The following is a 23855-nucleotide window of genomic DNA, read 5'->3' on the forward strand; positions in this document are numbered from 1 at the left end:
CAGCCGGTCTCCATTTCACGAAGCCGTACTTGGAGCAAATCGCTGCCAAAGGTGTACAGCTGGCTTACGTGACCCTACATGTGGGACTTGGGACTTTTCGACCTGTATCAGCGGATTCCGTGGAAGAGCATGTCATGCACGCGGAGTACTATGAGATTCCCGAGGAAACAGTAGAGCTGGTGAACCAGGCAAAAGCAGAAGGTAGAAGAGTAATCGCTGTCGGGACGACATCATGCCGCACATTGGAGACAGTAGGGCGCGCGAATGGAGGAAAGCTGGTCGCAACCTCTGGTTGGACGGATATTTTCATTTATCCGGGCTACACGTTTTCCATCCTGGACGGGCTCCTGACAAACTTCCACTTGCCGAAGTCTACGCTCGTCATGCTCGTGAGTGCTTTGGCTGGAAAAGAGAATGTGATGCGCGCCTACAAAACGGCTGTGGAAGAGGAGTATCGCTTCTTCAGTTTTGGCGATGCGATGTTAATTTTATAAAAATGTGAACAACCCACCTGTATAAGTGTATACTTATTAGTCAGGTGGGTTTACTTCATCCAGAAGTTTTTCTATAATAGGTAAGACTTACATACAGAGCTTGAGGAGTGCAAAGATTTGGCTGTACGCTACGAGTTAATCAAAACATGCAAACAAACTGGTGCACGTCTCGGTAAGTTACATACCCCTCATGGGACGATTGACACCCCTGTCTTTATGCCTGTCGGTACACAAGCGACAGTAAAGACGATGAGCCCCGAGGAGTTAAAAGCGCTTGGCGCGGGCATCATCCTCAGTAATACGTACCATTTGTTTCTACGTCCAGGGCATGAAATTGTTCGCGAGGCAGGCGGACTGCACGGCTTTATGAATTGGGACCGTGCCATTCTGACTGATTCCGGCGGTTTTCAAGTATTTAGCCTTAGTAACCTTCGTAAGATTACGGAGGAAGGAGTATCCTTCCGTTCCCACCTAAACGGCGAAAAGCTGTTTATTGGTCCTGAGGAGGCTACACAGATTCAAAACGCGTTGGGTGCCGATATTTTCATGGCATTTGATGAATGTGCTCCTTATCCTGCGGAGTACGATTACGTAAAAAAATCAATGGAGAGAACAACCCGCTGGGCAGAGCGTTGCCTGAAGGCGCATACTCGTCCAAACGAACAAGCGTTGTTTGGAATCGTTCAGGGTGGTATGTTCAACGATTTGCGCGCACAAAGTGCACGCGATCTCGTTTCCATGGATTTCCCAGGTTACGCGATCGGCGGTTTGAGCGTGGGAGAACCGTTTCCTTTGATGTATGAAGTGCTGGAGCATACCGTTCCATTGCTTCCGACAAGCAAAGCCCGCTATTTGATGGGGGTTGGTTCACCAGATGCTCTTATCGATGGAGCGATTCGCGGCATCGACATGTTTGATTGTGTGTTGCCGACAAGAATTGCCCGCAATGGGACATGCATGACAAGCCAGGGAAGACTGGTCATCCGCAATGCAAAATACGCGCGTGACTTTACCCCGCTTGATCCAAATTGCGATTGCTACACCTGCAAAAATTACACACGTGCTTACATCCGACATCTGGTCAAGTCGGAGGAAACTTTTGGTATCCGATTAACTACCTACCATAACCTGCACTTCTTGGTGAAGTTAATGGAACAGGTGCGTCAGGCGATTGCCGAAGACCGCTTGCAAGATTTCCGCGACCAGTTTTTCGCTCAATATGGATTGGGTGAAGATAGATCTTTTTAATCGAGGGGGATTTTTTTCATGGATGGCTTGACTCAGTTTTTACCGATTATCATCATGTTTGCGATTTTTTACTTCTTGCTGATTCGTCCGCAACAAAAGAAGGCAAAACAACGCAACGCTATGCTTGGTGCTCTGAAAAAAGGCGACAAGATCGTAACAATCGGTGGAGTGCATGGAACGATCCAAGACCTATCTGATGATACTATCACTTTGCGTATTGCTCATAACGTAAACGTTACGTTCGATCGAGGTGCGATCAACAGCGTAGTTTCTTCCAGCAACGAACCTGCAAAGAGTGAACCAGCAAAGAGTGAACCTGCAAAGAGCGAAGAAGCAAAAGAAGAATCCAAATAATACATGCGAAAAGCAGGTGGGTGATCCACCTGCTTTTTTCTGTCTTGTTTTAGCGGCGAGGCTTGATAACTTTAGGTTTACCGCCTTTATGTTTGTTGTTGGAATTGGCCGAATTCACGCCGAGAATCCCACCTAACGCAGCCACTCCAAAAGCACCGAACAAGAACAGGAAGGTCCCCAATTGCATCGGAGCGTCAAAGCCGAGGAAGCCGATCAAGAGGATGAAAAGGAAGTAAGTGAGTCCGGTAAGTCCGCCGTAGTACCAGCCCCTGCCGCCGCAACGACGTCCGGTAACGAATCCCCCGATCAAGAGGGCGATGGCATTGATCACGTACGTAAAGTAGGGCAGCGTGCCTTCCCGTATCGAGGTGAAGCTAAGGAGCAAGGTCGCGAGCAACGCTCCAATTAAAACAAGACATGTCGTATACAATAGACCTGTCAGTACAGAGGTGGATGCACTTCGCACGGTATGTACCCCCTTATTGGAAGTGTTTGTACATCTATATGAGAGGCTTGGCTCACGTATTCATCTTCGCGTTGAACATTGATAGGAATTTTCGTATGATGGATGGGGAACGAGACGGGGGTGAGGAAGATTGATCAAAACGTACTTTTATAACCACTCTGAACAGAAGATGTTTCACGACGTTGATCTGGCAACGAAGGATCAATGGCTGAAATCACCAGAGGATCTACTCTGGATCGATCTGTATGATGTGGGAAACAATGAACTGCCCTATATTGCCAAGATTTTCGACTTTCACCCGCTGGCAATTGAGGACTGCCTGCACGTCAGTCCACGTGCCAAGGTAGACAAGTACGATGACTACTATTTCTTCGTTTTTCACGCCCTGCGTTACAATGAAGAAAGCGATGACGAGATCACAACGGTAGAACTGAACGTTTTTCTCGGCCCTAACTACATCGTGACGATCCACAAGTCCCCGATGAATACCATCGGTCGGATCGCTGCCATGTGTCACCGCAACATTTCTTACTTGAACAGAGGTCCTGACTATTTGCTGTATGCCATTGTAGACGGGATTACCGATGAATATTTTCCCATTATTGATCGGATTAGTGTGCGGATTGACGAGCTGGAGGACGAGATTTATGAACATCAAATGGAGGAAATTACCGAAGAGTTCCTGGCGTTGAAGCGAACAATTATTTTAATCAGGCGTGTGATCATGCCGCAAAAAAGAATTTTCGCGAACGTCAACGGCCGTTACTCCTTCGATATTTCCGAGGAAAACGTTCCGTTCTACACCGACCTAACAGACCACTTAGAGCGGATTTCCGATTCAACGGAAACCTTCCGTGATCTGGTTAACGGTGCGTTGGATACGTATTACACCATCATTAGCGCCAAAACAACGGAGACCATGCGGGTTCTTACGATCATCTCTACGATCATCCTTCCGTTGACATTTATCACCGGACTATTCGGGATGAATACTTTTGCATGGCTGGGTGAAGAGGCCGAACCGTATATGCTGATCGTGGCACTCGTGATTATGCTAGCCATGACGTTTGCCATGCTTCACATTTTCCGCAAGCGAAAGTGGCTGTAATTGGTGCTAATACTTTCCCTGCCCCCTGTTGAACACTAGTAACAAATGTTCTTTGGGGGGCAGCGAAAGTGGATAATCTTACAATGGTGTTACTTCGCACCCTTTTCTCGTATTTTTTCCTCCTGATCTTAGTGCGGTTGATGGGAAAGCGGGAATTGGGAAAGCTGTCCGTTTTTGATGTAGTCATTTCGATCATGCTTGCAGAAATGGCTGCACTGGCGATTGAGGATGTCGATAAGCCTGCTCTTCGGTTTTATTTGCCGATGCTGTTGATTGCCTTATTGGAAGTCGCCTTCGCTTATCTGTCATTAAAGAGCAAGAAATTCCGCGATACAGTGGACGGCTCTGCCGATTTGATTATAGAAAATGGGCAAATCAGGGAGCAGGCGATGCGTCGCAATCGCTTGAACATGGATGATTTGATGGTACATCTGCGGCAAAAAGATGTAAAAAACATTGCCGATGTGGAATTTGCGTTGTTGGAGCCAACCGGACAGATGAGTGTGTTTTTAAAGGAGCAAAAAGATAAGGTTACGAGGGAAGATTTATCGTTGATGATGAAGCCACAAGTCGGTCCTGTCTCGTACAAAGGTCTGCCCATCCCACTGATTCTCGATGGCAAGGTGAGAACGGAAGCACTGAACAAGATCGGACAAAACCAGCTTTGGCTGAAACGAGAAATCCGCAAATACGGAATCAAAGACATTCGAGAGGTTTCTTTTTGCAGCATTGACGAACGTGGCATCATGTATTTGGACAAAAAAGACAAGCCGCTGCAATAAGCGCTAGCGGCGAGGGAAGAACACGGCGAGTTGTTCGCCGATCCACGGAATGCGACGCACGTCTTGCTTGCCCAAGACGCGCATGGCGACGAGCAGGACAAAGTACAGCAAGGTGCTAATGAAGGTGCTTGCGGTCAATAGCTGTCCAATCGATACGTCTATAAACCAATGCTTGGCAATGTAGGAACCGGAATAACCCATGAGTAGCATGGCGATCGCGATTTTGCCGAATTCCTGAAGGTCGACCGTAAAACCAATTTTTTTGATCAGGCTGGCAAAATGCAATAATGTTCCAAGTGTAATGCCGATATTAAGAGCAATGACAGCGCCGTGAATGCCGAATGCTGGATGTGCCGTGAAAAAAAACATGGCGACAGTTTTGATGATGGCACTGATCAGCGTATTTCGAAAGACGACCTGTGCGTAATCGAGGCCTTGCAAGGCGGCTGCAAGCGGTGCTTGGAAAAACAGGAAGACGGAGAACGGTGCCAGCTCTTTTAGCAGCACGCCAACCTCCCGATACTCATTGCCGTATAGCAGGACACATAAAGGTTCTGCAAAAATGGTGAGCAAGACGGTACAAGGTGCTCCGATGACGAGTGTAATCCGCATGGCTTGATAAATGCGGCGATGCACGAGTGGAGCATTTTTTTGATAGGCCGCTTCCGCCACGGCAGGAACGAGGGAAACGGACAAGGAATACGTTAAAAAAGTGGGGAAAAGTAGCAAAGGAACGGCCATCCCGGCAAACTGTCCGTACAAACCAGTAGCAGTCGAGGTGGTAAAGCCTGCAATGACGAGCGCGTACGGTACGAGCATCGGCTCTAGCACGTAAGCGATGGAGCCGATGATGCGGCTTAGCGTGACAGGGAGTGCGACATGGATGAGTTGCGACAAGCTCTTTTTGCTTGCTGAAACCGTCATGAGAAGGGGCTTATCCAGAAGCTGAGCTGCTGCTTTTTTGCTGCCTTTGCGATATTGCCAGAGAATGTACAAGAGTCCGGCTGCTTCTCCAAAAATAATGCTGGCGACAGCCCCTGCTGTGGCGTACTCAATGCCTGCTGAAAGAAACGACATCGTCATGACAACGACCAGTGCCATTCGGACGACTTGCTCCACAAGTTGAGAGACGGCAGTAGGGATCATGTTTTGCTTGCCCTGGAAGTATCCACGAAGGACAAGAGAAATGCCGGAAATCGGGATGACCGGAATGGCGGCAAGCAAAACAATGTGTGCACGAGGGTCCGCGAATAGCATTCCAGCAATCCATTGAGAGAACAAGAGGAGCAGGACACAGATGAAGAGGCTGATCCCGCCGGCGACCGACAAGGCTAGTAACAGAAATCGGCGAGTCAGCCGGGGATTATTAGCCGCTTCCGTCTCTGCCACTTGCTTTGCAATGGCAACCGGAAGTCCGAATGTCGTCACAGTAATCAGAAAGTATAAAAGGGGCACAACCATCTGATAAAGCCCCATTCCTTCCGCTCCGATAATGCGCGACAACACGATCCTGTGAGCAAAGCCAAACACTTTGGTGATGCCACCAGCAATAATGAGGATGACCGTTCCGTAAAAGAAGGATTGTTTCATGGAAGGCTCCTTTGCAAGGATAAATTCACTCAGTAAAGAATATGGACGTGCCGCGGTCGGCATGACTACTTTGAGGGGGAAATTGGGATGGACCAAGCGCAAAAACAGGAATGGTATGGGCAAGTCGCAAGTCTTTGTGTAAGTAAGGCAGAGGAATTTGCTCTCTTGGGGTATGACAATGTGGCCGCTGAAGACATATGGGAATGCGTCACGAACGGCTATAAAGAAATGCCACCGATCCACCAGCTTGTCAACGACATTTTGTCCTTAAAGACTAACAAGTATATGAATTACCTCATGATTCAAATGTACAAAAATTCTTAGTGAAACTTCTTCTTATCTAAATCGTATAGGTAAAAATGTGCGATGCAGATAAGGGGTTGGTTACCATGGTTCGCTTTTCCAGCATTAATTGACACGTTTTTTCTTCCTTCGCTATAATGGGCATATTGGTTTTCGTGTCGACGACGAGGCACGGCTAGGAAAGAGGGGTATTACATGATTAAATGGAGCAGACTTGTATTGTTCCTAGTTGTGGTGGGCTTGTTGGGCGGTTTGTTTACCACGACTGGACAAGTAGCAAGCAATATCACACTAGGATTGGATCTAAAGGGCGGCTTTGAGATTTTGTATCAGGTAGAGCCCCTGAATGAAGGACAAAAGGTCGATACAACATTATTGGCTGCAACAGCGCAAATGGTTGAAAAACGGGTGAATATCGGTGGCGTTACCGAACCAGAGGTAAACGTCGAGCTGCCGGACCGAATCCGTGTGAGGATTGCCTCCCATGATGCTGATCAGGAAAAGCTTCGCGAGTTGATCGGCAAGCCAGCCGTACTTACGTTCCGTGACGTAGAAGGCAAGACGATGATGAAAGGTAGCGATTTGGCTCCGGGGGGAGCAGCAGTCGGTTACGACGAACTGAAAAGACCGTTGGTTACCGTCAAATTTAAAGAACCGAAACTTCTAGAAGATGTGACTCGTGCAAATCTTGGTAAGCCAATGGGAATCTTCCTAGATGATACAATGCAGACCAACCCGACGATTCAGTCTGTCATTTCCGGTGGTAGTGCACAAATTACCGGTAACTACACACAAGAATCGGCGCAAGAGTTGGCTGACTTACTTAACTCCGGTGCAATGCCGGCCAAACTGATTGAGAAACAGGTAACATCTGTAGGGGCTACACTTGGTGCGATGTCCTTGGAAAAAACCTTGTATGCAGGATATATCGGTGGAGCCTTTATCTTCCTGTTCATGCTGGTGGTTTATCGTTTGCCAGGTCTGGTCGCGAATATTACATTGGCAGCTTTCATCTATCTCTCCCTGCTCTTCTTGGATTGGATGGATGCGACGCTCACATTGCCAGGGATTGCTGGTTTCATTTTGGGAATCGGGATGGCCGTGGACGCGAATATTATTACCTACGAACGTATTCAGGAAGAGATCCGTTCCGGTAAGACAATTCTATCTGCATTCCGTGCAGGTGAACGACGTTCCTTGGTCACCATTTTGGATGCACAGGTTACGGCTTTGATCGCAGCTGTGGTATTGTATTTCTTCGGGACTAGCTCTATCCAAGGCTTTGCGATTATCTCGATGCTGACAACGATCGTAAGTATTTTTACAAACGTTTTTGCCTCTCGCTTCCTCCTCGGCTTGTTGATCCGTACGAACCTATTCAAGAAGCCGTCTTGGTTCGGGGTAAAGGAGAGTGAAATTGGTGAGTTATAGAGCACTAGAGTACGCTGATAAGTACAACATTGTAAAAAACCGTAAGAAATTTTTTGTGATTTCATGGATTATTCTTGCGTTGGGCCTGCTGTCCATGTTCACTCTTGGGTTGAATCTCGGGGTTGATTTTAAAGCAGGTACACGTCTTGATATGTATATCGGGAAAGACTTCTCGACGACTGATATTGATGCGATCGTCCGGGAAAAGCTACCGGAGACATCTTTTTCAGATGTGACAGCATATGGGGAAAAACAGGCTTTTACACGCTTTGAAGAAACCATTCCACCGGAAAAGCTGACGGAGATTGAACAGGCATTGATAGCCAAGTATGGTGATCAGGTAACCAAGCAAGAGTCTACAGTTGATCCGATTATTGCACAAGAATTGGTGCGCAATGCGGGTTTTGCAATTTTGTTCGCTGCACTTGGGATTGCCATCTACGTAGCGTTCCGCTTCCAGTTCTTGATCGGGGTCGCATGTGCGATTGCGCTCTTGCATGACGTATTTATCCCGATCGCGTTGTTTTCCGTGTTTCGACTCGAGGTTGACTTGACCTTTATCGCAGCGATCTTGACGATCGTTGGTTACTCGTTGAACGATACGATTGTTATTTTTGACCGTATCCGTGAAAATGAACGCGTGATGAAGACCAAGACAATTGAAGACCTGGAACACCTGGTAAACGTGAGCTTGTGGCAGACAATGCGCCGCTCTGTCTTTACCGTGGTAACCGTTTTGGCTACAGCCGTTGCGATTGTGTTCTTGGGAAGCGAAGGGATTCGCAACTTCTCCCTCGTACTGATTTTCGGATTGCTCAGTGGTTCCTACTCTTCGATCTTTATCGCTGCGCAAATATGGGTCTCTTTGAAAAAGAGAGAACTGAACAAGAAGCGCTTTTCAACAGCTCCAAACGAAAGCTAATCCGAAAGCCGCGGGGATATTCCCGCGGTTTTCTCCTTTTTTTACCGGAGCAAGCCTCACTATTGTCAGGCTTGTGCTCCATCCTCTATAATGAATGAGGATTGGAGGAACGCCCATGCTGAAAGCGAAAACACGCTGGAAACTGGCCACCTATGATGAGCAGCTTGCTGCTACTATTGCCGCAGAATGCCAGCTTACTCCGCTCGTATCCAAGCTTCTGGTGATACGTGGCATTGACACATCACAAAAGGCTCGTGATTTTTTGCAAGCCGGTCCAGAATTGTTTCATGACCCTTTCTTGCTGGATGGAATGGAACAAAGCGTGCATCGCATTCAACAAGCCATTCAAAGGCAAGAACCGATTTGCATATACGGCGATTACGACGCCGATGGGGTTAGCTCCACATCGCTAATGGTACATCTACTGCGCCAACTCGGCGCTGTTTTTGACTACTACATTCCCAACCGTTTTACAGAAGGGTATGGGTTACATAAAGACGCATTGGCGCATCTGCATCATAGTGGCTATAAGCTGATCATCACTGTCGATACAGGGATCAGTGCAGTGGAGCAGGTAGCGTACGCGAACCAGTTAGGTCTTGACGTCATTGTAACCGACCATCACGAACCTCCGGCAATCATCCCGGAGGCATTTGCTGTGATTAACCCCAAGAAGCCCGGCTGTTCGTACCCGTTTGATATGTTGGCGGGAGTGGGGGTCGCCTTTAAAGTGGGGCATGCCTTGCTGAAAGAACCGCCACTGCATTTGGCTGATTTGGCTGCATTGGGGACGATAGCGGATCTGGTGCCGTTGGTAGATGAAAATCGCATTCTTGCTCGAGCAGGATTAAAGCGCTTAAATCATACAAGGAACCTTGGTCTGCAAGCCTTAATCCGAGTTTGTGGGTTGGCCGATACCGAGCTGTCGGCGGGACATGTAGGCTTTGCGCTAGGACCGCGTCTGAATGCGAGTGGAAGGCTGGAGACGGCTGAATCCGCTGTGAAATTGCTGACGACTTCGGATATGGACGAAGCAGAGAAATGTGCCCAGGCGCTGGACGACTTAAACCGCGAACGTCAGGAAATTGTCGCAGCGATGACTGAGGAAGCTGTACAGATGGTCAATGAGCTGTATCCGCCTGACCAGAACAATGTTCTCGTTCTGGCTAAAGAAGGCTGGAACGTAGGCGTGGTAGGGATCGTAGCTTCCCGTTTGGTCGAACTTTTTTACCGTCCAACGATTGTGCTTGGCATTGATCCAGAAAAAGGAACGGCAAAAGGTTCGGCAAGAAGCATTGCAGGTTTTGATATGTATGAAGGTCTGACTGCTTGCAAAGAATGGCTACCGCACTATGGTGGTCATACAATGGCAGCAGGGATGACCTTGCCTGTAGAAAATCTCGACTTATTACGCCAAAAATTAAACGAGCTCGCTGGAGAGTGGTTGTCTGCTGAAGACTTCACGCCGATGACCAAAGTGGACGTTGCGATGAGCATGGAAGAGATCAGCTTGACCGCGGCGGAGCAACTCGAACAGCTCGCCCCATATGGAATGGGGAATCCAACACCGCTCGTTTTGTTAGAAGAAGTAGAAACGCAAGGGATGCGCACCATTGGGCGCGATGACAATCATTTGAAGTGTACATTGAACAAAGCGGCTACCTCTTTGGATGCAATTGGCTTCAACTGGGCACATGTAACAAAGAGAGTAACGCCCAAGGCACGTTTTCACGTATTAGGAGAATTGTCTGTAAACGAATGGAACGGAAATCGAAAGCCTCAGCTGACGATCCGTGATTTGTCTGTTGGACACCAGCAAGTGTTTGACTGGCGAGGCAGTCGTGACAAGATAGAGAAATGGCAGCAAGTGATGGCGGAGTCAAATTCGGTGACCATCCTGTTTCGCGAGGAAAGCTATGAGCCACTGGCAGCGAAAACGACAAGCGATCAGGTGAATTCCTTGTTCGTGGTTGGTCGAGAGGGGACGAACATCACAGCCTCTTCCAACGTGATTTTGTATGATTTGCCGAAGCATCGTTCCGAATTGGAAGTGGTTCGTGTCTTGCTCAAACAAGCGGAGCGCATATACTGTTTGTTTGGTGATCCGGATTTAGGAATGGAGCGGCTTTCCTGTCCGGGCCGGGAGCATTTTAAACAGTTGTACCAGTTTTTCGTCCAAGTGCCAACAGTTAAAAAAATCCATATGGATGCATTGGCTAGAAAGCTGCAATGGAAAAGAAATCTATTGGACGGCATGATTGCCATCTTTATGGAGCTGGAGTTTTTAGTAGAGGAGGCGGAGCAGTACACGCTCTTGGCCAACACTGCGAAAAGGCCGCTCGAGAGCTCAATGCTCTACGCGAATTGGAAGGAAGAGGCACAGCTAGCTACGGATTTATTACTTTCTTCTTCTGATGCAATGATTCAATCGCTTCATCAATTGGTGGAACCAACCACCGTTTAGGAGGAATTTTTCATGGATTTTAAACAATACATTCGTGTTATCCCAGATTTTCCACAGCCAGGTATTCGTTTCAAGGACATCACTACTCTGTTGAAGGATGGCCCTGCTTACAAAGCAGCGATTCAAGACTTGGCTGTCTTCGCTCGTGAAGTTGAAGCAGACGTGATTGCGGGCCCAGAAGCACGTGGATTCGTAGTAGGTGCTCCATTGTCGTACGAAATGGGAATTGGCTTTGTACCGATCCGCAAGTCTGGCAAGCTGCCATATGAATCCATCAAGGCCGATTACGACCTGGAGTATGGAAAAGATGCACTAGCTGTACACGTAGATGCTATCCAACCAGGTCAGCGTGTTCTGATTGCAGACGATTTGCTGGCGACAGGTGGAACCATTGAGACAACAATCAATTTGATTGAGCAACTTGGAGGCAAAGTAGTGGGAGCTGCCTTCTTTATCGAGCTGTCCTACTTGGATGGACGTAGCAAAATAGGTGAAATTCCTATCAAATCGCTCGTTCAATATTAATTGATGCAACAAGGAAAAACGGGTGAAATGCCCGTTTTTTTCTTTTTTCTGGGGCTGCACATACTTTACAGGGGAATTCAGCTTTACAAGACGAACCACATACAAGATAATAGTATGAAATAGACAGACATGATACGTGCAAGTAAGCCTTCGCCTGCGCCAAAAGGCTTGGCAAAGCCCAAGTTTTCTAGACGTATAGGAAAGTTCAAGTGCTTCACAGTGCGAAATGCGTCCAGGCTTAAACTTTCCGGAGCGCATCACGAAGTGCCTCAGCGTCTGCTTCCGGCAATACTTCGGTGAAACTTTCCGCTATAATGCGGTCGCTCCTCCGTGAGAAGGCCTCGAACGAGGTTATTTTACTGAGAGGATAAGGGAAGGGAACTATGATTACCGGCATTGATGAGATAGTAAAAAAAGCAAGCACCTATTTATCACAATCGGACATGGACCTGATTACACGTGCCTATCAGCTTGCCGAAAAAGCGCATGAAGGGCAAATACGCAAATCAGGCGTTCCTTACATTATGCACCCAATCGCTGTGGCGGGTATTCTCGCAAACCTGCACATGGATGCCGTTACGATTGCGGCTGGATTTTTGCATGATGTCGTGGAGGATACCGAGATTACGCTTGATCATCTCCGTGAGCAGTTCGGACCGGATGTAGCTCTCCTGGTAGATGGAGTGACCAAGCTGGAAAAAATTAAATACAAGTCCAAGGAAGAGCAGCTCGCCGAAAACCACCGCAAGATGCTGGTTGCCATGGCACAGGACATCCGAGTCATCATGATCAAGCTGGCAGACCGTCTGCACAACATGAGGACACTTCGGCACATGTCCGAGGAGAAGCAACGTGAGATTTCCGATGAAACACTGGAAATCTTTGCGCCACTTGCCCATCGCTTGGGGATCGCTTCCGTCAAATGGGAATTGGAAGATACAGCGCTTCGGTATTTGAATCCGCAACAGTATTATCGGATTGTGAATTTGATGCAAAAGAAACGGGTGGAGCGCGAAGCCTACTTGAATGAAGCATCGGATACGATAAGAGAAAAGCTGGGCGAATTAAACATCGAGGCAGAAATTTCGGGACGTCCGAAACATATCTACAGCATCTTTAAAAAGATGACGAGACAAAACAAGCAGTTCAACGAGATTTATGACCTGCTTGCGTTGCGAATCATCGTGAATGACATCCGCGACTGTTATGCGGTTCTCGGTATCGTGCACACCCTGTGGAAGCCGATGCCTGGTAGATTCAAAGATTACATTGCCATGCCAAAGACAAACATGTACCAATCTCTTCATACCACAGTGATTGGGCCAAAAGGTGAGCCATTGGAAGTGCAAATCCGCACGTGGGATATGCATCAGACAGCTGAGATCGGGATCGCGGCTCACTGGGCGTACAAGGAAGGCAAAAGCATCGTGCAAGGCTCGTTTGCAGAGAAGCTGGGTAGTCTGCGGGAGATTATTGAAGGTGGATCGGAAGAAGCCCCGAACGCGCAAGAGTTCATGGAGAGTCTCAAGCAGGATCTTTTCTCCGATACGGTTTTCGTCTTCACGCCAAAAGGCGATGTAGTCGAGCTGCCAAAAGGCTCTGTACCGCTGGACTTCTCCTATCGGATTCACTCTGCGGTAGGAAACAGAACAATTGGCGCCAAAGTAAACGGCAAGATCGTACCGCTCGACTATGCGATGAAAACAGGCGATATCGTCGAAATCCTGACCTCTAAGCATTCGTACGGGCCTAGTCAGGACTGGCTTAAGATGGCCAAATCCGCGCATGCTCGCAATAAAATTAAACAGTGGTTTAAAAAAGAGAAGCGGGAAGAGAACGTCGCCAAAGGTCAGCAGATGGTGGAAGCGGAGATCAAGTCGCGCAGCTTTGATATTAAAGAAGCGATGACGGAAACGAACCTGAAGGAAGCGGCAGCCCGGTTTAATTTCCAAGGGGCAGAAGACATGTTTGCCGCAGTCGGCTATGGCGGTATTACGGCTTCGCAAATTGCGACTCGTCTTCTAGACAAACTCCGTCGAGAGCGCGAAGAACAAAACCCGACCATTCCTGAGGTCAAACCGAATCCAGCAAATCATTCTGCCAAGAGTGAGTCTGGCGTCAAAGTCCGTGGCTTGGATAATTTGCTCGTCCGTATTTCACGTTGTTGTACACCTGTCCCAGGCGACCAGATTATCGGTTTCATTACAAGAGGTCGTGGGGTATCGGTACATCGACTGGACTGTCCGAACGTACTGACAGACGAATGTACAGAGCGTCTGATTGATGTCGAATGGGATACCGATTTCAAACATAATTTCCATGTAGAGATCGAGATCACGGGCAATGATCGGAGCGGACTGTTAAACGATGTATTGCAGGTTGTGGCAGAGACAAAGACGAACATTGCGGCTGTCAGTGGCAAGTCCGATAAAAATCGAGTGGCAACGATTCATATGACCATCTCGATTAGCAATGTGGATCATCTGTTGAAAGTAGTAGAGCGCATCAAGCGCATCAAAGATATTTATTCGGTTCGCCGGATACTGAGCACCTAATCCCTCTTGGATTGGGTGTTCTTGTTTAGCTAACAGGAAGGATGAGTCAGTGTGAGGGTTGTCGTACAAAGAACGAGAGAAGCGAGTGTTACCGTGGCAGGAGAGATCGTCGGACAAATTGATCACGGCTTAATGCTGCTGGTAGGAATTACGCATGAAGACACAGAAAAAGAAGTAGAATTTGTCGCAGACAAAATTGCGAACTTGCGTATTTTTGAAGACGAGGAAGGCAAAATGAACTTCTCTGTTTTAGATAAAGGTGGTCAAATTTTGTCCGTATCACAATTTACGCTGTATGGCGATTGCAAAAAGGGCAGAAGGCCGAACTTCATGGCTGCCGCACGACCAGATCAGGCTGAACCGCTGTACGAGCTGTTTAACGCCAAGCTGCGTGAAAAAGGGCTCCAGGTGGAAACTGGGCGCTTTGGCGCAATGATGGACGTACGTCTGTTAAATGATGGCCCTGTCACACTGATTGTGGAATCGTAAACACAACCATCGGGGGATGAAAACATGACCAAAGAAGCATTGGTGATCGGTGCGAGTGGCATGCTTACAGAGGTCTCCCGCTGGCTGGCTCGTCAAGGTTATCAAGTAACCGTGCTCGGCCGTGATCCAGTCAAATTAAGAAGTGTCAGAGACGGTTCAATTCATCCAGAGTCGATTCATTTGCTGCCACAAGACTACCACCAGACAGACAGCCTGCGTCAGGCTATGGCCGAGCTCGTAGAGAAGAGAGGGCCGATGGATGTGGTTGTCGCGTGGATTCATTCGACTGCACCACATGCACTCTCTGTGATCGTGGAAGAACTGTCGGGTCCTGAGCAGCGCTGGCAATTGTTGCATGTGTGTGGGAGCGGTGCTTGGAGGAATCCACCGATAGAACCTACATCAGAAGTTTGTATATATCGACGGGTCATCCTTGGGTTTACATGTGCAGGTGAGCATTCACGCTGGCTGACAAATGATGAAATTGCGGCTGGGGTGATTGACGCTCTACAGACATCTGAACGGCAAATAATCGTCGGTCAGGTCGAGCCGTGGGAAAAACGCCCGGCGTATTAATACAGATAGCGAAAACAAAAACAAAAACAAAAACAAAAACAAAAACGATTGCCGGATGCAATCGTTTTTGTCGTTTCAGTACTAAATTGGGTCAGTGAATGAAATTGGTTGCAGGGAGGATCAGATTTTTGCCGATCAGATTTGCGGAAATCGGCTTTTTCCCAATTTCTCGTGCCCATATCGATAGCTGCCCGACATGGTGGATTTCATGAGCGATCATGTGCCGCATAATTTCACCCCATGTGTATGTAGCGATGCTGCCGTCTGGCTTCGTATCCTGAAAGGCTCTTGTTTCCATACTTTCATCCCAATTGCGCAAAAATTGAAGCACATCCGGGCGAAAAGTCGCCTCCAGGTCACGAACCTTTTCCAACCGGTTGTGAAGGTCGAAGCTTTCTTGGAAATCAGGCCTTCCCAGCATGACTTGAATCCAGCTCCATTCTACATCAATAACATGGAACAGTGTGTGCAAAATACCCCCGACACCCCCGATGCGCGCACGAAGCAATTCTTCCATTGGGACATCCTCGCACCATTTCAGCCATTCTTCACGAACCATCCAATTGTACTCAAACATCGTTTTAATAAAAATCACTCCATTTTCAAAGGTTAACTTGTGATCACCTGCGTCCATACCGTGCGATTGCTGATATTGTGATTGTTTTTCATCCGTCATCACTCCTTTCGATGCCTTATGATATTCGCAAATCCTCTTGGAATTCCTGCTTGCCTTGCCTTGATGCGAGCGGGTACGCGATAAAAGAAACCCCCATACGAGAGAGCTTGAGCCAGCTTCTTTCGATGGGGGTTTTTGTAAGAGAGGGATCAGCCTCCCTGATTGCTTTGTGTATTAAAGTACTGGACAATCCCTTTGAACAGACCTTCCGCTGCAAGATCCTGCTGTTTCTCGGAACGTGCGCGAATCTCATCATTGTAGTTGGATAAGAAGGAGATTTCGGCCAAAATGGATGGCACCGGGTTTTCGCGTAGAACGAAATAGTCTCCGTATCGATAGTTCATGTCCTTGTAGCTCGTCGCCTTCACCAGTTCCGTTTGAACCAGGGAGGCGAGCTTGCTAGAGTTACCTTGGCTGTAGTAGAAAATAATCGAGCCATTCGTTGTAGAGTTTGGATGCGTATTATGATGGACGCTGACAAAAATACTAGCCTGATTTTGAATCGCGATGTCGACGCGCTGTTGCAGGGTCAGTTTACGATCATCAGCCCGTGTCATGATGACTTTGGCACCTGCTGCTTCCAGCTTGTTGCGCAGGAGCAGAGATACTTGCAGATTGACCGTTTTCTCTAAAGTAGAGAAGCTGGAGCCAGTCGAACCACCATCTGTGCCACCATGTCCAGCATCGACGACGATGACTTTGCCGGCAAGATCATTACTGCGTACCACTGCTGACGCACCGTTAGCAGAAACAAGCCAACCTGCAATGTAGCCTGTGGAGCCGTCAGGGAAGTTTACTTGGAACCACTCGCCTGATTTATTGGCAATCCCGTATTTCTCGCCAGGCTGTACCTGTTTGATAACTTCGTGATCGGTACTCGGACCAGAACGAACATTTGTATCTGGATTCATGATCGTCACGTATGGGCCACTCGGAGTAGGCATGCTTGGTTGGTCGACCGTAATGTGCTGGCCTGCCACCCAGCCAGTTTTTCCGTCCGCCGCTTTGATGCGGTACCAGTCTCCTTGTTTTTCCAAAACAGTCAGCTTGCTTCCGACGGGAAATGTAGTTTGAATGGTACTGCTTGTGTTCGGTTCACTGCGCAGATTCAATCCGTCCGTTTTTACTGTGGCGGTTTTACTTGAAGAGGATGATTGTCCAGTCTGAGGTTGCGTGTTTCCATTTCCATCTTCAGGCAGGGGCGGTTGACCTGTGTTCGGGTTGGTTTGATCGGTGGAGAGCCAAGCATTAACTCCATCGTAAGGGAATTGAATCCAACCGTTTTGTCTGTTCATGACCGTGATTTTCTCGCCCGCATGTAGTTGACCGATTGCAGGTGTACTGGCATCTGGCGTGGCGTATACGTACGGAGCGAAATCCAAGGTTAGGCTGGCTCCTTGTTCGGCAGGAGGCTTCGTTTTTGAGCCTGTGCCCGCAGGATTAGTTGCCGGGGGTGTACTACCAGTAGGGGGAGGAGAAACTGCTTGTCCCGCACTTACTTCTTTTACAAGCCAGTTTGCGACCCAGCCTTTTGTTCCTGCGTTGAGTTGAATTTGGAACCATTCGCCACTCTGTTGCACGATGGGGTAGCGCGTACCTGGATTGATTGTTTGTACGACTGCATATGTCTGACCGGGTCCAGAACGAACATTGAGATTCGTTGTGGTGCTCTCCACTTGCTTGGCAGATACTGTTGCTGGTTTCTGTTGTTGTGTGCTGACGAGCCAGTTCGCTACCCAACCGCTTTGGCCGTTCGGAAGCTTTACTTGAATCCAGTCATTTTTGGTGGAGATGACAGGCAGCACAGTTTTGTTCGGCAGTGTAGAGACAATAGCATCTTGGAGGCTGGGACCTGAACGGACATTGAGCTTGTCCACGGTGACCTGAACAGAACCGGCGGCCCAGGCTGCAGAAACGGGGAGGGAAATGGCACAGACGACAGTCAGGAGACTCATCAGGATCTTTTGACGAACAAACACGATAGACATCCTTTCCGAAATACGTAGCTTTTTGAATTCATTGCGATCTTGCATGTTTTTACCAAAATAATCACTTCGCTATTTCTCCTGCTTTTTCCTGCAAAATACGACAAAGTTCTGCATGGGTTCCTTGATTGCTTTTTGGCAGGCAAGGCAATACTAGATTTTACTAGATGCTAGTGCACGCAGCCTTTCAGGAGGAATTCATCGTGAGACAATCAAAGAAGGAAACATTCGCGCAAGGATTGAATCGGCAGTTTTTGTCTGTTGATTTTCAAGACGATTTGGAGAAAGAAACGTCACTACAAAATGCGGAAATGGCCCAAGATTTTCATCCAGGCTTGCGGGATATCCAACATCCTCGGCAAAAACGGACATAACCGTTTTTGCCACCTTGCACACGATGCCACAACTTGTCTAGTTGACCCGAGTAATTCTCGTCGGCTATGATGAGGAGTGGCATTTTTGAAAAAAGCAGGTGAACTCCATGATACAGATCATATGTGAGGGACACGCATTCGAGCGGGAACTCTCCTTAATTCTCGCGTTATTTTATGAAGATCCAGCGCTCACTTTTGTGCCCGAGTGGACAGGTGAGGCTGATTTGAAAATCAAGCTGGCATTGACCGTGCATGAAAATGGAGTCGTAGCTTCAGGAGAGCTATACGATGGCAAACGAAGCATTTCCCATCAGGTGGAGCGAGACTACGTAGCACGTGATGAAAAAGCGATGAAAAAGACGACCAAGCAAGCTCTTTGCTATGCGCTGTTATTGATGCTGGAAGAATACACGGGCATGGAGCAAGGCTGGGGTATTTTGACCGGGATACGCCCGACGAAACTGCTGCATCAGTTGAACGCCGCTGGTGTAGACAGACAGGAAGCACACAAGAGATTGCAGCAGGATGTGATTTTGCGTCCATACAAGCTAAAGCTTTTGCAAGAAATCGTAGACAAGCAGCTCTATGTCGTGCCTGACTTGTATCAAATTGATCGGGAACTGTCTGTGTATATTGGCATCCCATTCTGTCCGACGAAGTGTGCGTACTGTACGTTTCCTGCTTACGCGATTCGCAGTCATACGGCTTCGGTTAATCCGTTTCTCGAAGGTCTCCATTACGAGATGGAGCGGATGGGAGAGTGGCTTCGTGCGAATGACCAACGGATCACGTCCATTTACTTCGGTGGCGGAACCCCAACGAGTATTACCGCAGATGATATGAACCAGCTGTTTGAGACGATGCATCGCTCTTTTCCACACATGGGAGATGTGCGTGAGTTGACGGTTGAGGCGGGAAGACCCGACACGATCACACGCGAAAAGCTTGATGTGATGAAGCAGTGGGAAGTCGATCGGATCAGCATTAATCCACAGTCGTTCACGCAGGAGACGCTCCAGGCAATCGGACGTCATCACACCGTCGAAGAGACGATTGAGAAATACCATCTGGCTATGGAGATGGGCTTGACTAATATTAATATGGACCTGATTATCGGGTTGCCAAACGAAGGCGTAGCCGAGCTGGCGCACAGCCTCCAAGAGGTAGAAAAGCTGATGCCCGCATCACTGACGGTGCATACGCTGTCTTTCAAAAGAGCATCAGAAATGACGCAAAACAAAGACCGCTACAAGGTCGCCAGTCGGGATGAGATCAGCAAAATGATGGAGATGGCCTCCGAGTGGACAGCGGCGAACGGCTATGACCCGTACTATTTGTATCGTCAGAAAAACATTTTGGGAAATCTGGAGAATGTCGGATATGCCAAGCCAGGGCAGGAAAGCATCTACAACATCATGATCATGGAAGAGGTACAAACCATCCTGGGTCTCGGATGTGGTGCAGTATCCAAGCTGATGGCTCCTGGAAGCGGAAAGCTGACACGCTTTCCGAATCCGAAGGACCCGAAAACGTACAATGACACGTACAAGGTTCTGGTTGAGAACAAGCTCCGTGATTTGGATGAAATCTATTCGGGCGCGAGAACGGCTGGACAGGTATCTGGCAAGTAAGCGATGGATATACTTGTTATTAATAAAAAAAGTTTTATTTGAGCGCCTGTTGACGGCTGTTGGCGGGTTTGCTATGATTCACATTAAGCTTTTTTATTGAATAAGAAATGATCTGATGACGGGAACAAGTATCTAGGAACCGGATACCCAGAGAGAAAGCGCCGTGGCTGAGAGTGCTTTCGTATAACGGCTTGGTGAATGACATCCCTGAAGACCGCAGTGAACGGCTGAAAGAAATCTCTTTCCCCAGTAACTGGCAGGCGTGTGCCGGCGTTAACGGCTAATAAGTGGGATAGCCTTTTGTCATGTAGGGCTATTCAAACAGGGTGGCACCACGGGAGTATAACCAGTCTCTCGTCCCTGACATGCGGCGATTTGCTAAATGTCAGGAGACGAGGGACTTTTTTATTTGGTCATAAATAAAAGGTTCCTTGATCCTGAAGGTTTGGCTTTAGCCCGAGTTTTTGAAAAGACATGGAGGTTCGAGAGGAATGACAAGAATCCAGATCCCACGCGGTACGCAGGATATCATGCCTGGTACTGTAGAGCTGTGGCACTACGTGGAGGCCAAGGCCCGCGATCTGTGTCGCCGCTCCAATTACGCGGAAATTCGCACGCCGCTGTTTGAGAGCACAGAGTTGTTCCAACGGGGTGTTGGCGAGACGACTGACATCGTGGAAAAAGAAATGTACAGTGTAGCCAATCTGCGCAGTACGGATGCTCTCACGCTGCGTCCAGAAGGGACAGCGGGTGTTGTTCGTTCCTACGTGGAAAACAAGCTGTACGGTGTGCCTAATCAGCCTACCAAGCTGTACTACCTGGGACCGATGTTCCGTCACGAGCGTCCGCAAGCAGGCCGCTATCGCCAATTCGTCCAATTCGGTGCAGAAGCGATCGGTTCAAGCGATCCAGCGATCGATGCAGAAGTCATTGGCCTTGCGATTCGTCTGTATCAGGAGCTCGGATTGACTGGACTTTCTGTGGAATTGAACAGCGTAGGTACGGTAGAAGACCGGGCGCGTCACCGTGAGCATTTGCTCGCACATTTGAACGGTGTTCGCTCCGAGCTGTGCGAGGATTGCCAATCTCGTATTGATCGCAATCCGCTGCGCGTGCTCGATTGCAAAAATGAAAAATGCAAAACACTGACGATGGACGCTCCGTCCATTTTGGACTACTTGAGCGAAGAATCAGCGGCTCATTTCGAAGCCGTACAAAACTATTTGACCGCGCTGGATATTCCGTTTCATGTGAATCCGCGTCTGGTTCGCGGCTTGGACTACTACACGCTGACCGCATTTGAAATCAAAATGGCAGAGATCGGTGCGGTAGAAACGCTTTGTGGCGGTGGGCGCTACAACGGACTGGTTGCAGAGCTGGGCGGCGACGATATGCCAGGCATCGGCTTCGCACTCAGTATCGAGCGTCTGCTGTTGGCTCTGGAAAAGCAAGGGGTTCAACTACCGATCTCGGGTGGCATCGACTGCTTCGTAGTGGTGCAGACACCAGAAGCGAAAACAACAGCTTTCGTACTCGTCGACCAACTGCGCCAAGCAGGGATTGCGGCTGAGCTGGATTATCTGGATCGGAAAATGAAAGCACAGCTGAAGCAAGCAGATCGTCTACAGGCTCGTTTTACGGCGATCATCGGTGAGTCTGAATTAGCGAATGGCACGGTTGTTCTAAAAGAAATGGCGACAGGCGAGCAACAAGAAGTGAAACGCGAGGAACTCGTTTCGGTACTCGCTGCAAAAGTAAATCCATAAAACAAATTGTTGGGGGAAATGATCATGTCTTGGCAATATCGCACCGTACATGGTGGAGAAGTAACAACAGCACACGTTGGGCAAGAAGTCGTACTGAACGGATGGGTACAAAAGCGTCGCGACCTCGGAGGCGTCATCTTCATTGACTTCCGTGACCGCACTGGCATCGTCCAAATTGTATTCAACCCAGAGTACAACAAAGAAGCTTGGGAAGCGGCTGACAAGGTTCGCAGCGAATACGTACTGGTTGTAAAAGGGAAAGTTGTAAACCGTGCACCAGAAGCAATCAATCCGAAGCTGAAAACCGGCGAAGTAGAAGTGCACATCTCTGAAATCGAAATCTTGAACGATGCAAAAACGCCTCCGTTCCTGATTGAAGACGAGATCGATGTAGATGAACAAGTTCGTCTAAAATACCGCTACTTGGACTTGCGCCGTCCTGAAATGCAGCGCTCCCTGATTTTGCGCAGCAAAGCAGCGAAAGCATTCCGTGACTACCTGGATGAGAACAACTTCGTGGAAGTTGAGACACCAATTCTCCAAAAGAGCACTCCTGAGGGCGCACGTGACTACCTCGTGCCTTCCCGTGTACATCCAGGCGAGTTCTACGCACTGCCGCAATCGCCACAGCTGTTCAAACAGCTTTTGATGGTATCCGGTTTGGAGCGCTATTACCAAATCGCTCGTTGCTTCCGTGACGAAGACCTGCGTGCTGACCGTCAGCCTGAATTTACTCAAGTGGACATTGAAACCTCTTTCCTGTCTATGGAAGAAATCCTGCCAATGATGGAAAAGATGGTCGCTCACGTATTCAAGCAAACGGTTGGCGTAGACGTACCGACTCCATTCCCTCGTCTCACGTATGCGGATGCAATGGCGCGTTACGGTTCTGACAAACCAGACGTACGTTTCGGCATGGAGCTGACAGACGTATCTGATCTGGTTGCGACAAGTGACTTCAAGGTGTTTGCAGCAGCTGTAGCTGGCGGCGGACAAGTAAAAGCGATCAACGCAAAAGGTTGCGGACACTACTCCCGAAAAGAAGCAGACGACCTGGGCAAATTCGCTTCCCGTTATGGCGCGAAAGGCTTGGCTTGGATCGGCTTCAAAGACGGCGAAGTCAAAGGACCAATTGCGAAGTTCTTTAAAGAAGAAGAACTTAACGAGATGAAAGCACGCTTGGCGGTAGAAGAAGGCGACTTGCTCCTGTTCGTTGCTGACAAACCAAAAGTAGTAGCAGATGCACTGGGTGCTCTTCGTTCCAAGCTGGGTGCTGAACTCGGTCTGATTGACCAAAGCCAGTTTGCATTCCTCTGGGTAGTAGACTTCCCGCTGGTTGAGTGGGATGAGGATGCAAAACGTTACGTTGCCCTGCACCATCCATTCACACGTCCAAAAGACGAAGACCTGCACCTGTTCGACACTGATCCAGGTCAAATGCGCGCACAAGCGTACGACATGGTTCTCAACGGATACGAGCTCGGCGGAGGTTCCATGCGGATCTTCAAGCGCGACGTGCAAGAAAAAATGTTTACCACACTTGGCTTTACACTAGAAGAGGCGCGTAAACAATTCGGCTTCCTCATGGATGCATTCGAATACGGTACACCTCCACACGGTGGAATCGCTCTTGGCTTGGACCGTCTGATCATGCTTTTGGCTGGCCGCACTAACCTGCGTGAAGTCATCGCATTCCCGAAAACAGCAAGTGCGAGCGACCTGATGGTAAATGCTCCAGATGTAGTAGACGAAAAACAATTGAAAGAGCTGTCCATTGCAACAATTGTCACAGAAGAAGAAAAGGTGGAAGCGTAATCGACTTGCGCAACTGCATTGCTCTTTGATACATTGGTAATACTATGATGAAAGCCCTGCGATGCTCGTGACATCCGATAGTTTTGAGCCACAAAGTTTGTTTAGGGAGTTTTTCGTCCGTGATTGTAAAGGCATGCCTCCTTAGAGTGGACGTCTGTAACAGTTCGGCAAGACACCCACCTGCGATGAGCAGGTTCAAAACTAAGGAGTAACACGACATAATGGGGCTCCTTTTTTCTACTTCAATCCTACTTTTCCGATTGACTATAAGTAAGTGTGAAACTACCCCAATAATCTCGCT

21 protein-coding genes and 1 other RNA gene are annotated in these 23855 nt (G+C 48.5%); 18 read left to right on the forward strand and 4 right to left on the reverse strand.

The window, feature by feature from the left end; all coding sequences use genetic code 11:
- The 3 genes from PMI05_RS04110 to yajC all read left to right on the forward strand — a co-directional run.
- On the forward strand, nucleotides 1–494 hold a 494-nt coding region (locus PMI05_RS04110), incomplete at its 5' end, for an S-adenosylmethionine:tRNA ribosyltransferase-isomerase (RefSeq protein WP_007717555.1).
- Nucleotides 495–611: 117 nt separating this feature from the next.
- Nucleotides 612–1742: a tRNA guanosine(34) transglycosylase Tgt gene (gene tgt / locus PMI05_RS04115; RefSeq protein ID WP_007717557.1), complete on the forward strand. Its 1131-nt coding sequence runs from the start codon at nucleotides 612–614 to the stop codon at nucleotides 1740–1742.
- Nucleotides 1743–1760: 18 nt separating this feature from the next.
- Nucleotides 1761–2096: a preprotein translocase subunit YajC gene (gene yajC / locus PMI05_RS04120; RefSeq protein ID WP_007717559.1), complete on the forward strand. Its 336-nt coding sequence runs from the start codon at nucleotides 1761–1763 to the stop codon at nucleotides 2094–2096.
- Nucleotides 2097–2145: 49 nt separating this feature from the next.
- Here yajC and PMI05_RS04125 read toward each other — a convergent pair whose 3' ends face one another.
- Nucleotides 2146–2562 carry a TIGR04086 family membrane protein gene (locus tag PMI05_RS04125; RefSeq protein ID WP_007717561.1) on the reverse strand — a complete coding sequence of 139 codons (417 nt, stop codon included), beginning with the start codon at nucleotides 2560–2562 and terminating at the stop codon, nucleotides 2146–2148.
- Between the two features lie 130 nt (nucleotides 2563–2692).
- Between PMI05_RS04125 and corA the strand changes: the two genes are divergently transcribed.
- Together corA and PMI05_RS04135 are read left to right on the forward strand one after the other, a co-directional pair.
- Nucleotides 2693–3670 (forward strand): magnesium/cobalt transporter CorA, encoded by a 978-nt coding sequence (gene corA, locus PMI05_RS04130; protein ID WP_007717563.1) that lies wholly within the window; start codon nucleotides 2693–2695, stop codon nucleotides 3668–3670.
- 68 nt (nucleotides 3671–3738) lie between these two features.
- Entirely contained in the window at nucleotides 3739–4452 is a 714-nt protein-coding gene (locus PMI05_RS04135) for a DUF421 domain-containing protein (RefSeq protein WP_007717564.1), read from the forward strand.
- Between the two features lie 3 nt (nucleotides 4453–4455).
- Here the strand turns inward: PMI05_RS04135 and spoVB are convergent, their stop codons facing one another.
- Nucleotides 4456–6042 (reverse strand): stage V sporulation protein B, encoded by a 1587-nt coding sequence (gene spoVB, locus PMI05_RS04140; RefSeq protein ID WP_007717565.1) that lies wholly within the window; start codon nucleotides 6040–6042, stop codon nucleotides 4456–4458.
- Between the two features lie 87 nt (nucleotides 6043–6129).
- On the opposite strand from spoVB, the gene PMI05_RS04145 reads away from it, so the two are divergent.
- From PMI05_RS04145 to PMI05_RS04180, 8 genes are all read left to right on the forward strand, one after another.
- Nucleotides 6130–6366 carry a post-transcriptional regulator gene (locus PMI05_RS04145; RefSeq protein ID WP_007717566.1) on the forward strand — a complete coding sequence of 79 codons (237 nt, stop codon included), beginning with the start codon at nucleotides 6130–6132 and terminating at the stop codon, nucleotides 6364–6366.
- Between the two features lie 174 nt (nucleotides 6367–6540).
- On the forward strand, nucleotides 6541–7776 hold the full coding sequence (gene secD, locus PMI05_RS29765) for a protein translocase subunit SecD (protein WP_007717568.1): 1236 nt from the start codon (nucleotides 6541–6543) through the stop codon (nucleotides 7774–7776).
- A complete protein-coding gene (gene secF / locus PMI05_RS29770) occupies nucleotides 7766–8698 on the forward strand; it encodes a protein translocase subunit SecF (protein WP_007717569.1) in 933 nt (310 codons plus the stop codon). Before secD ends, secF begins: the two co-directional genes overlap by 11 nt.
- A 115-nt stretch (nucleotides 8699–8813) precedes the next feature.
- Nucleotides 8814–11162, forward strand: a complete 2349-nt coding sequence (gene recJ / locus PMI05_RS04160) for a single-stranded-DNA-specific exonuclease RecJ (RefSeq protein WP_007717570.1) — start codon at nucleotides 8814–8816, stop codon at nucleotides 11160–11162.
- 12 nt (nucleotides 11163–11174) lie between these two features.
- Nucleotides 11175–11687, forward strand: coding sequence for an adenine phosphoribosyltransferase (locus PMI05_RS04165; RefSeq protein WP_007717572.1), 513 nt, complete (start codon nucleotides 11175–11177; stop codon nucleotides 11685–11687).
- Between the two features lie 383 nt (nucleotides 11688–12070).
- The gene (locus PMI05_RS04170) at nucleotides 12071–14242 is read left to right on the forward strand and encodes a bifunctional (p)ppGpp synthetase/guanosine-3',5'-bis(diphosphate) 3'-pyrophosphohydrolase (protein ID WP_007717574.1); all 2172 of its coding nucleotides are present in this window, start codon (nucleotides 12071–12073) and stop codon (nucleotides 14240–14242) included.
- Between the two features lie 51 nt (nucleotides 14243–14293).
- Complete coding sequence (gene dtd, locus PMI05_RS04175) at nucleotides 14294–14731, forward strand: D-aminoacyl-tRNA deacylase (protein ID WP_007717575.1); 438 nt, start codon at nucleotides 14294–14296, stop codon at nucleotides 14729–14731.
- Nucleotides 14732–14755: 24 nt separating this feature from the next.
- Nucleotides 14756–15307, forward strand: coding sequence for a short-chain dehydrogenase (locus PMI05_RS04180; protein ID WP_007717576.1), 552 nt, complete (start codon nucleotides 14756–14758; stop codon nucleotides 15305–15307).
- A gap of 91 nt (nucleotides 15308–15398) precedes the next feature.
- On the opposite strand, the gene PMI05_RS04185 is transcribed toward PMI05_RS04180, so the two are convergent.
- Together PMI05_RS04185 and PMI05_RS04190 are read right to left on the reverse strand one after the other, a co-directional pair.
- Nucleotides 15399–15893: a DinB family protein gene (locus PMI05_RS04185; protein WP_039960212.1), complete on the reverse strand. Its 495-nt coding sequence runs from the start codon at nucleotides 15891–15893 to the stop codon at nucleotides 15399–15401.
- A gap of 239 nt (nucleotides 15894–16132) precedes the next feature.
- Entirely contained in the window at nucleotides 16133–18016 is a 1884-nt protein-coding gene (locus PMI05_RS04190; RefSeq protein ID WP_039960208.1) for an SH3 domain-containing protein, read from the reverse strand.
- Between the two features lie 155 nt (nucleotides 18017–18171).
- Here PMI05_RS04190 and PMI05_RS30965 point away from each other — a divergent pair, with 155 nt between their 5' ends.
- The 5 genes from PMI05_RS30965 to ssrS all read left to right on the forward strand — a co-directional run bounded on the left by PMI05_RS30965 (nucleotide 18172) and on the right by ssrS (nucleotide 23786).
- A complete protein-coding gene (locus tag PMI05_RS30965; RefSeq protein ID WP_016739239.1) occupies nucleotides 18172–18342 on the forward strand; it encodes a hypothetical protein in 171 nt (56 codons plus the stop codon).
- A gap of 107 nt (nucleotides 18343–18449) precedes the next feature.
- Nucleotides 18450–19973, forward strand: a complete 1524-nt coding sequence (locus PMI05_RS04195) for a coproporphyrinogen III oxidase (protein ID WP_007717592.1) — start codon at nucleotides 18450–18452, stop codon at nucleotides 19971–19973.
- A gap of 491 nt (nucleotides 19974–20464) precedes the next feature.
- On the forward strand, nucleotides 20465–21739 hold the full coding sequence (hisS, locus tag PMI05_RS04200; protein WP_007717594.1) for a histidine--tRNA ligase: 1275 nt from the start codon (nucleotides 20465–20467) through the stop codon (nucleotides 21737–21739).
- A 24-nt stretch (nucleotides 21740–21763) separates the two neighbouring features.
- Nucleotides 21764–23554, forward strand: a complete 1791-nt coding sequence (gene aspS, locus PMI05_RS04205; RefSeq protein WP_007717595.1) for an aspartate--tRNA ligase — start codon at nucleotides 21764–21766, stop codon at nucleotides 23552–23554.
- 50 nt (nucleotides 23555–23604) lie between these two features.
- Nucleotides 23605–23786, forward strand: a non-coding RNA gene (ssrS, locus tag PMI05_RS29775) — 6S RNA.
- The last annotated feature ends 69 nt before the right edge of the window (nucleotides 23787–23855 follow it).

The sequence above is a fragment of the Brevibacillus sp. BC25 genome, from assembly GCF_000282075.1.
Classification (GTDB): Bacteria; Bacillota; Bacilli; order Brevibacillales; family Brevibacillaceae; genus Brevibacillus.

What these genes read in the sequence shown, in the direction of transcription:
- PMI05_RS04165 (WP_007717572.1), top strand. Translation starts at nt 11,175, where the DNA reads ATGGATTTTAAACAATACATTCGTGTTATCCCAGATTTTCCACAGCCA.
- secD (WP_007717568.1), top strand. Translation starts at nt 6,541, where the DNA reads ATGATTAAATGGAGCAGACTTGTATTGTTCCTAGTTGTGGTGGGCTTG.
- spoVB (WP_007717565.1), bottom strand. Translation starts at nt 6,042, where the DNA reads ATGAAACAATCCTTCTTTTACGGAACGGTCATCCTCATTATTGCTGGT.
- yajC (WP_007717559.1), top strand. Translation starts at nt 1,761, where the DNA reads ATGGATGGCTTGACTCAGTTTTTACCGATTATCATCATGTTTGCGATT.
- hisS (WP_007717594.1), top strand. Translation starts at nt 20,465, where the DNA reads ATGACAAGAATCCAGATCCCACGCGGTACGCAGGATATCATGCCTGGT.
- PMI05_RS04170 (WP_007717574.1), top strand. Translation starts at nt 12,071, where the DNA reads ATGATTACCGGCATTGATGAGATAGTAAAAAAAGCAAGCACCTATTTA.
- PMI05_RS04190 (WP_039960208.1), bottom strand. Translation starts at nt 18,016, where the DNA reads ATGCAAGATCGCAATGAATTCAAAAAGCTACGTATTTCGGAAAGGATG.
- recJ (WP_007717570.1), top strand. Translation starts at nt 8,814, where the DNA reads ATGCTGAAAGCGAAAACACGCTGGAAACTGGCCACCTATGATGAGCAG.
- PMI05_RS04145 (WP_007717566.1), top strand. Translation starts at nt 6,130, where the DNA reads ATGGACCAAGCGCAAAAACAGGAATGGTATGGGCAAGTCGCAAGTCTT.
- PMI05_RS04195 (WP_007717592.1), top strand. Translation starts at nt 18,450, where the DNA reads ATGATACAGATCATATGTGAGGGACACGCATTCGAGCGGGAACTCTCC.
- aspS (WP_007717595.1), top strand. Translation starts at nt 21,764, where the DNA reads ATGTCTTGGCAATATCGCACCGTACATGGTGGAGAAGTAACAACAGCA.
- PMI05_RS04180 (WP_007717576.1), top strand. Translation starts at nt 14,756, where the DNA reads ATGACCAAAGAAGCATTGGTGATCGGTGCGAGTGGCATGCTTACAGAG.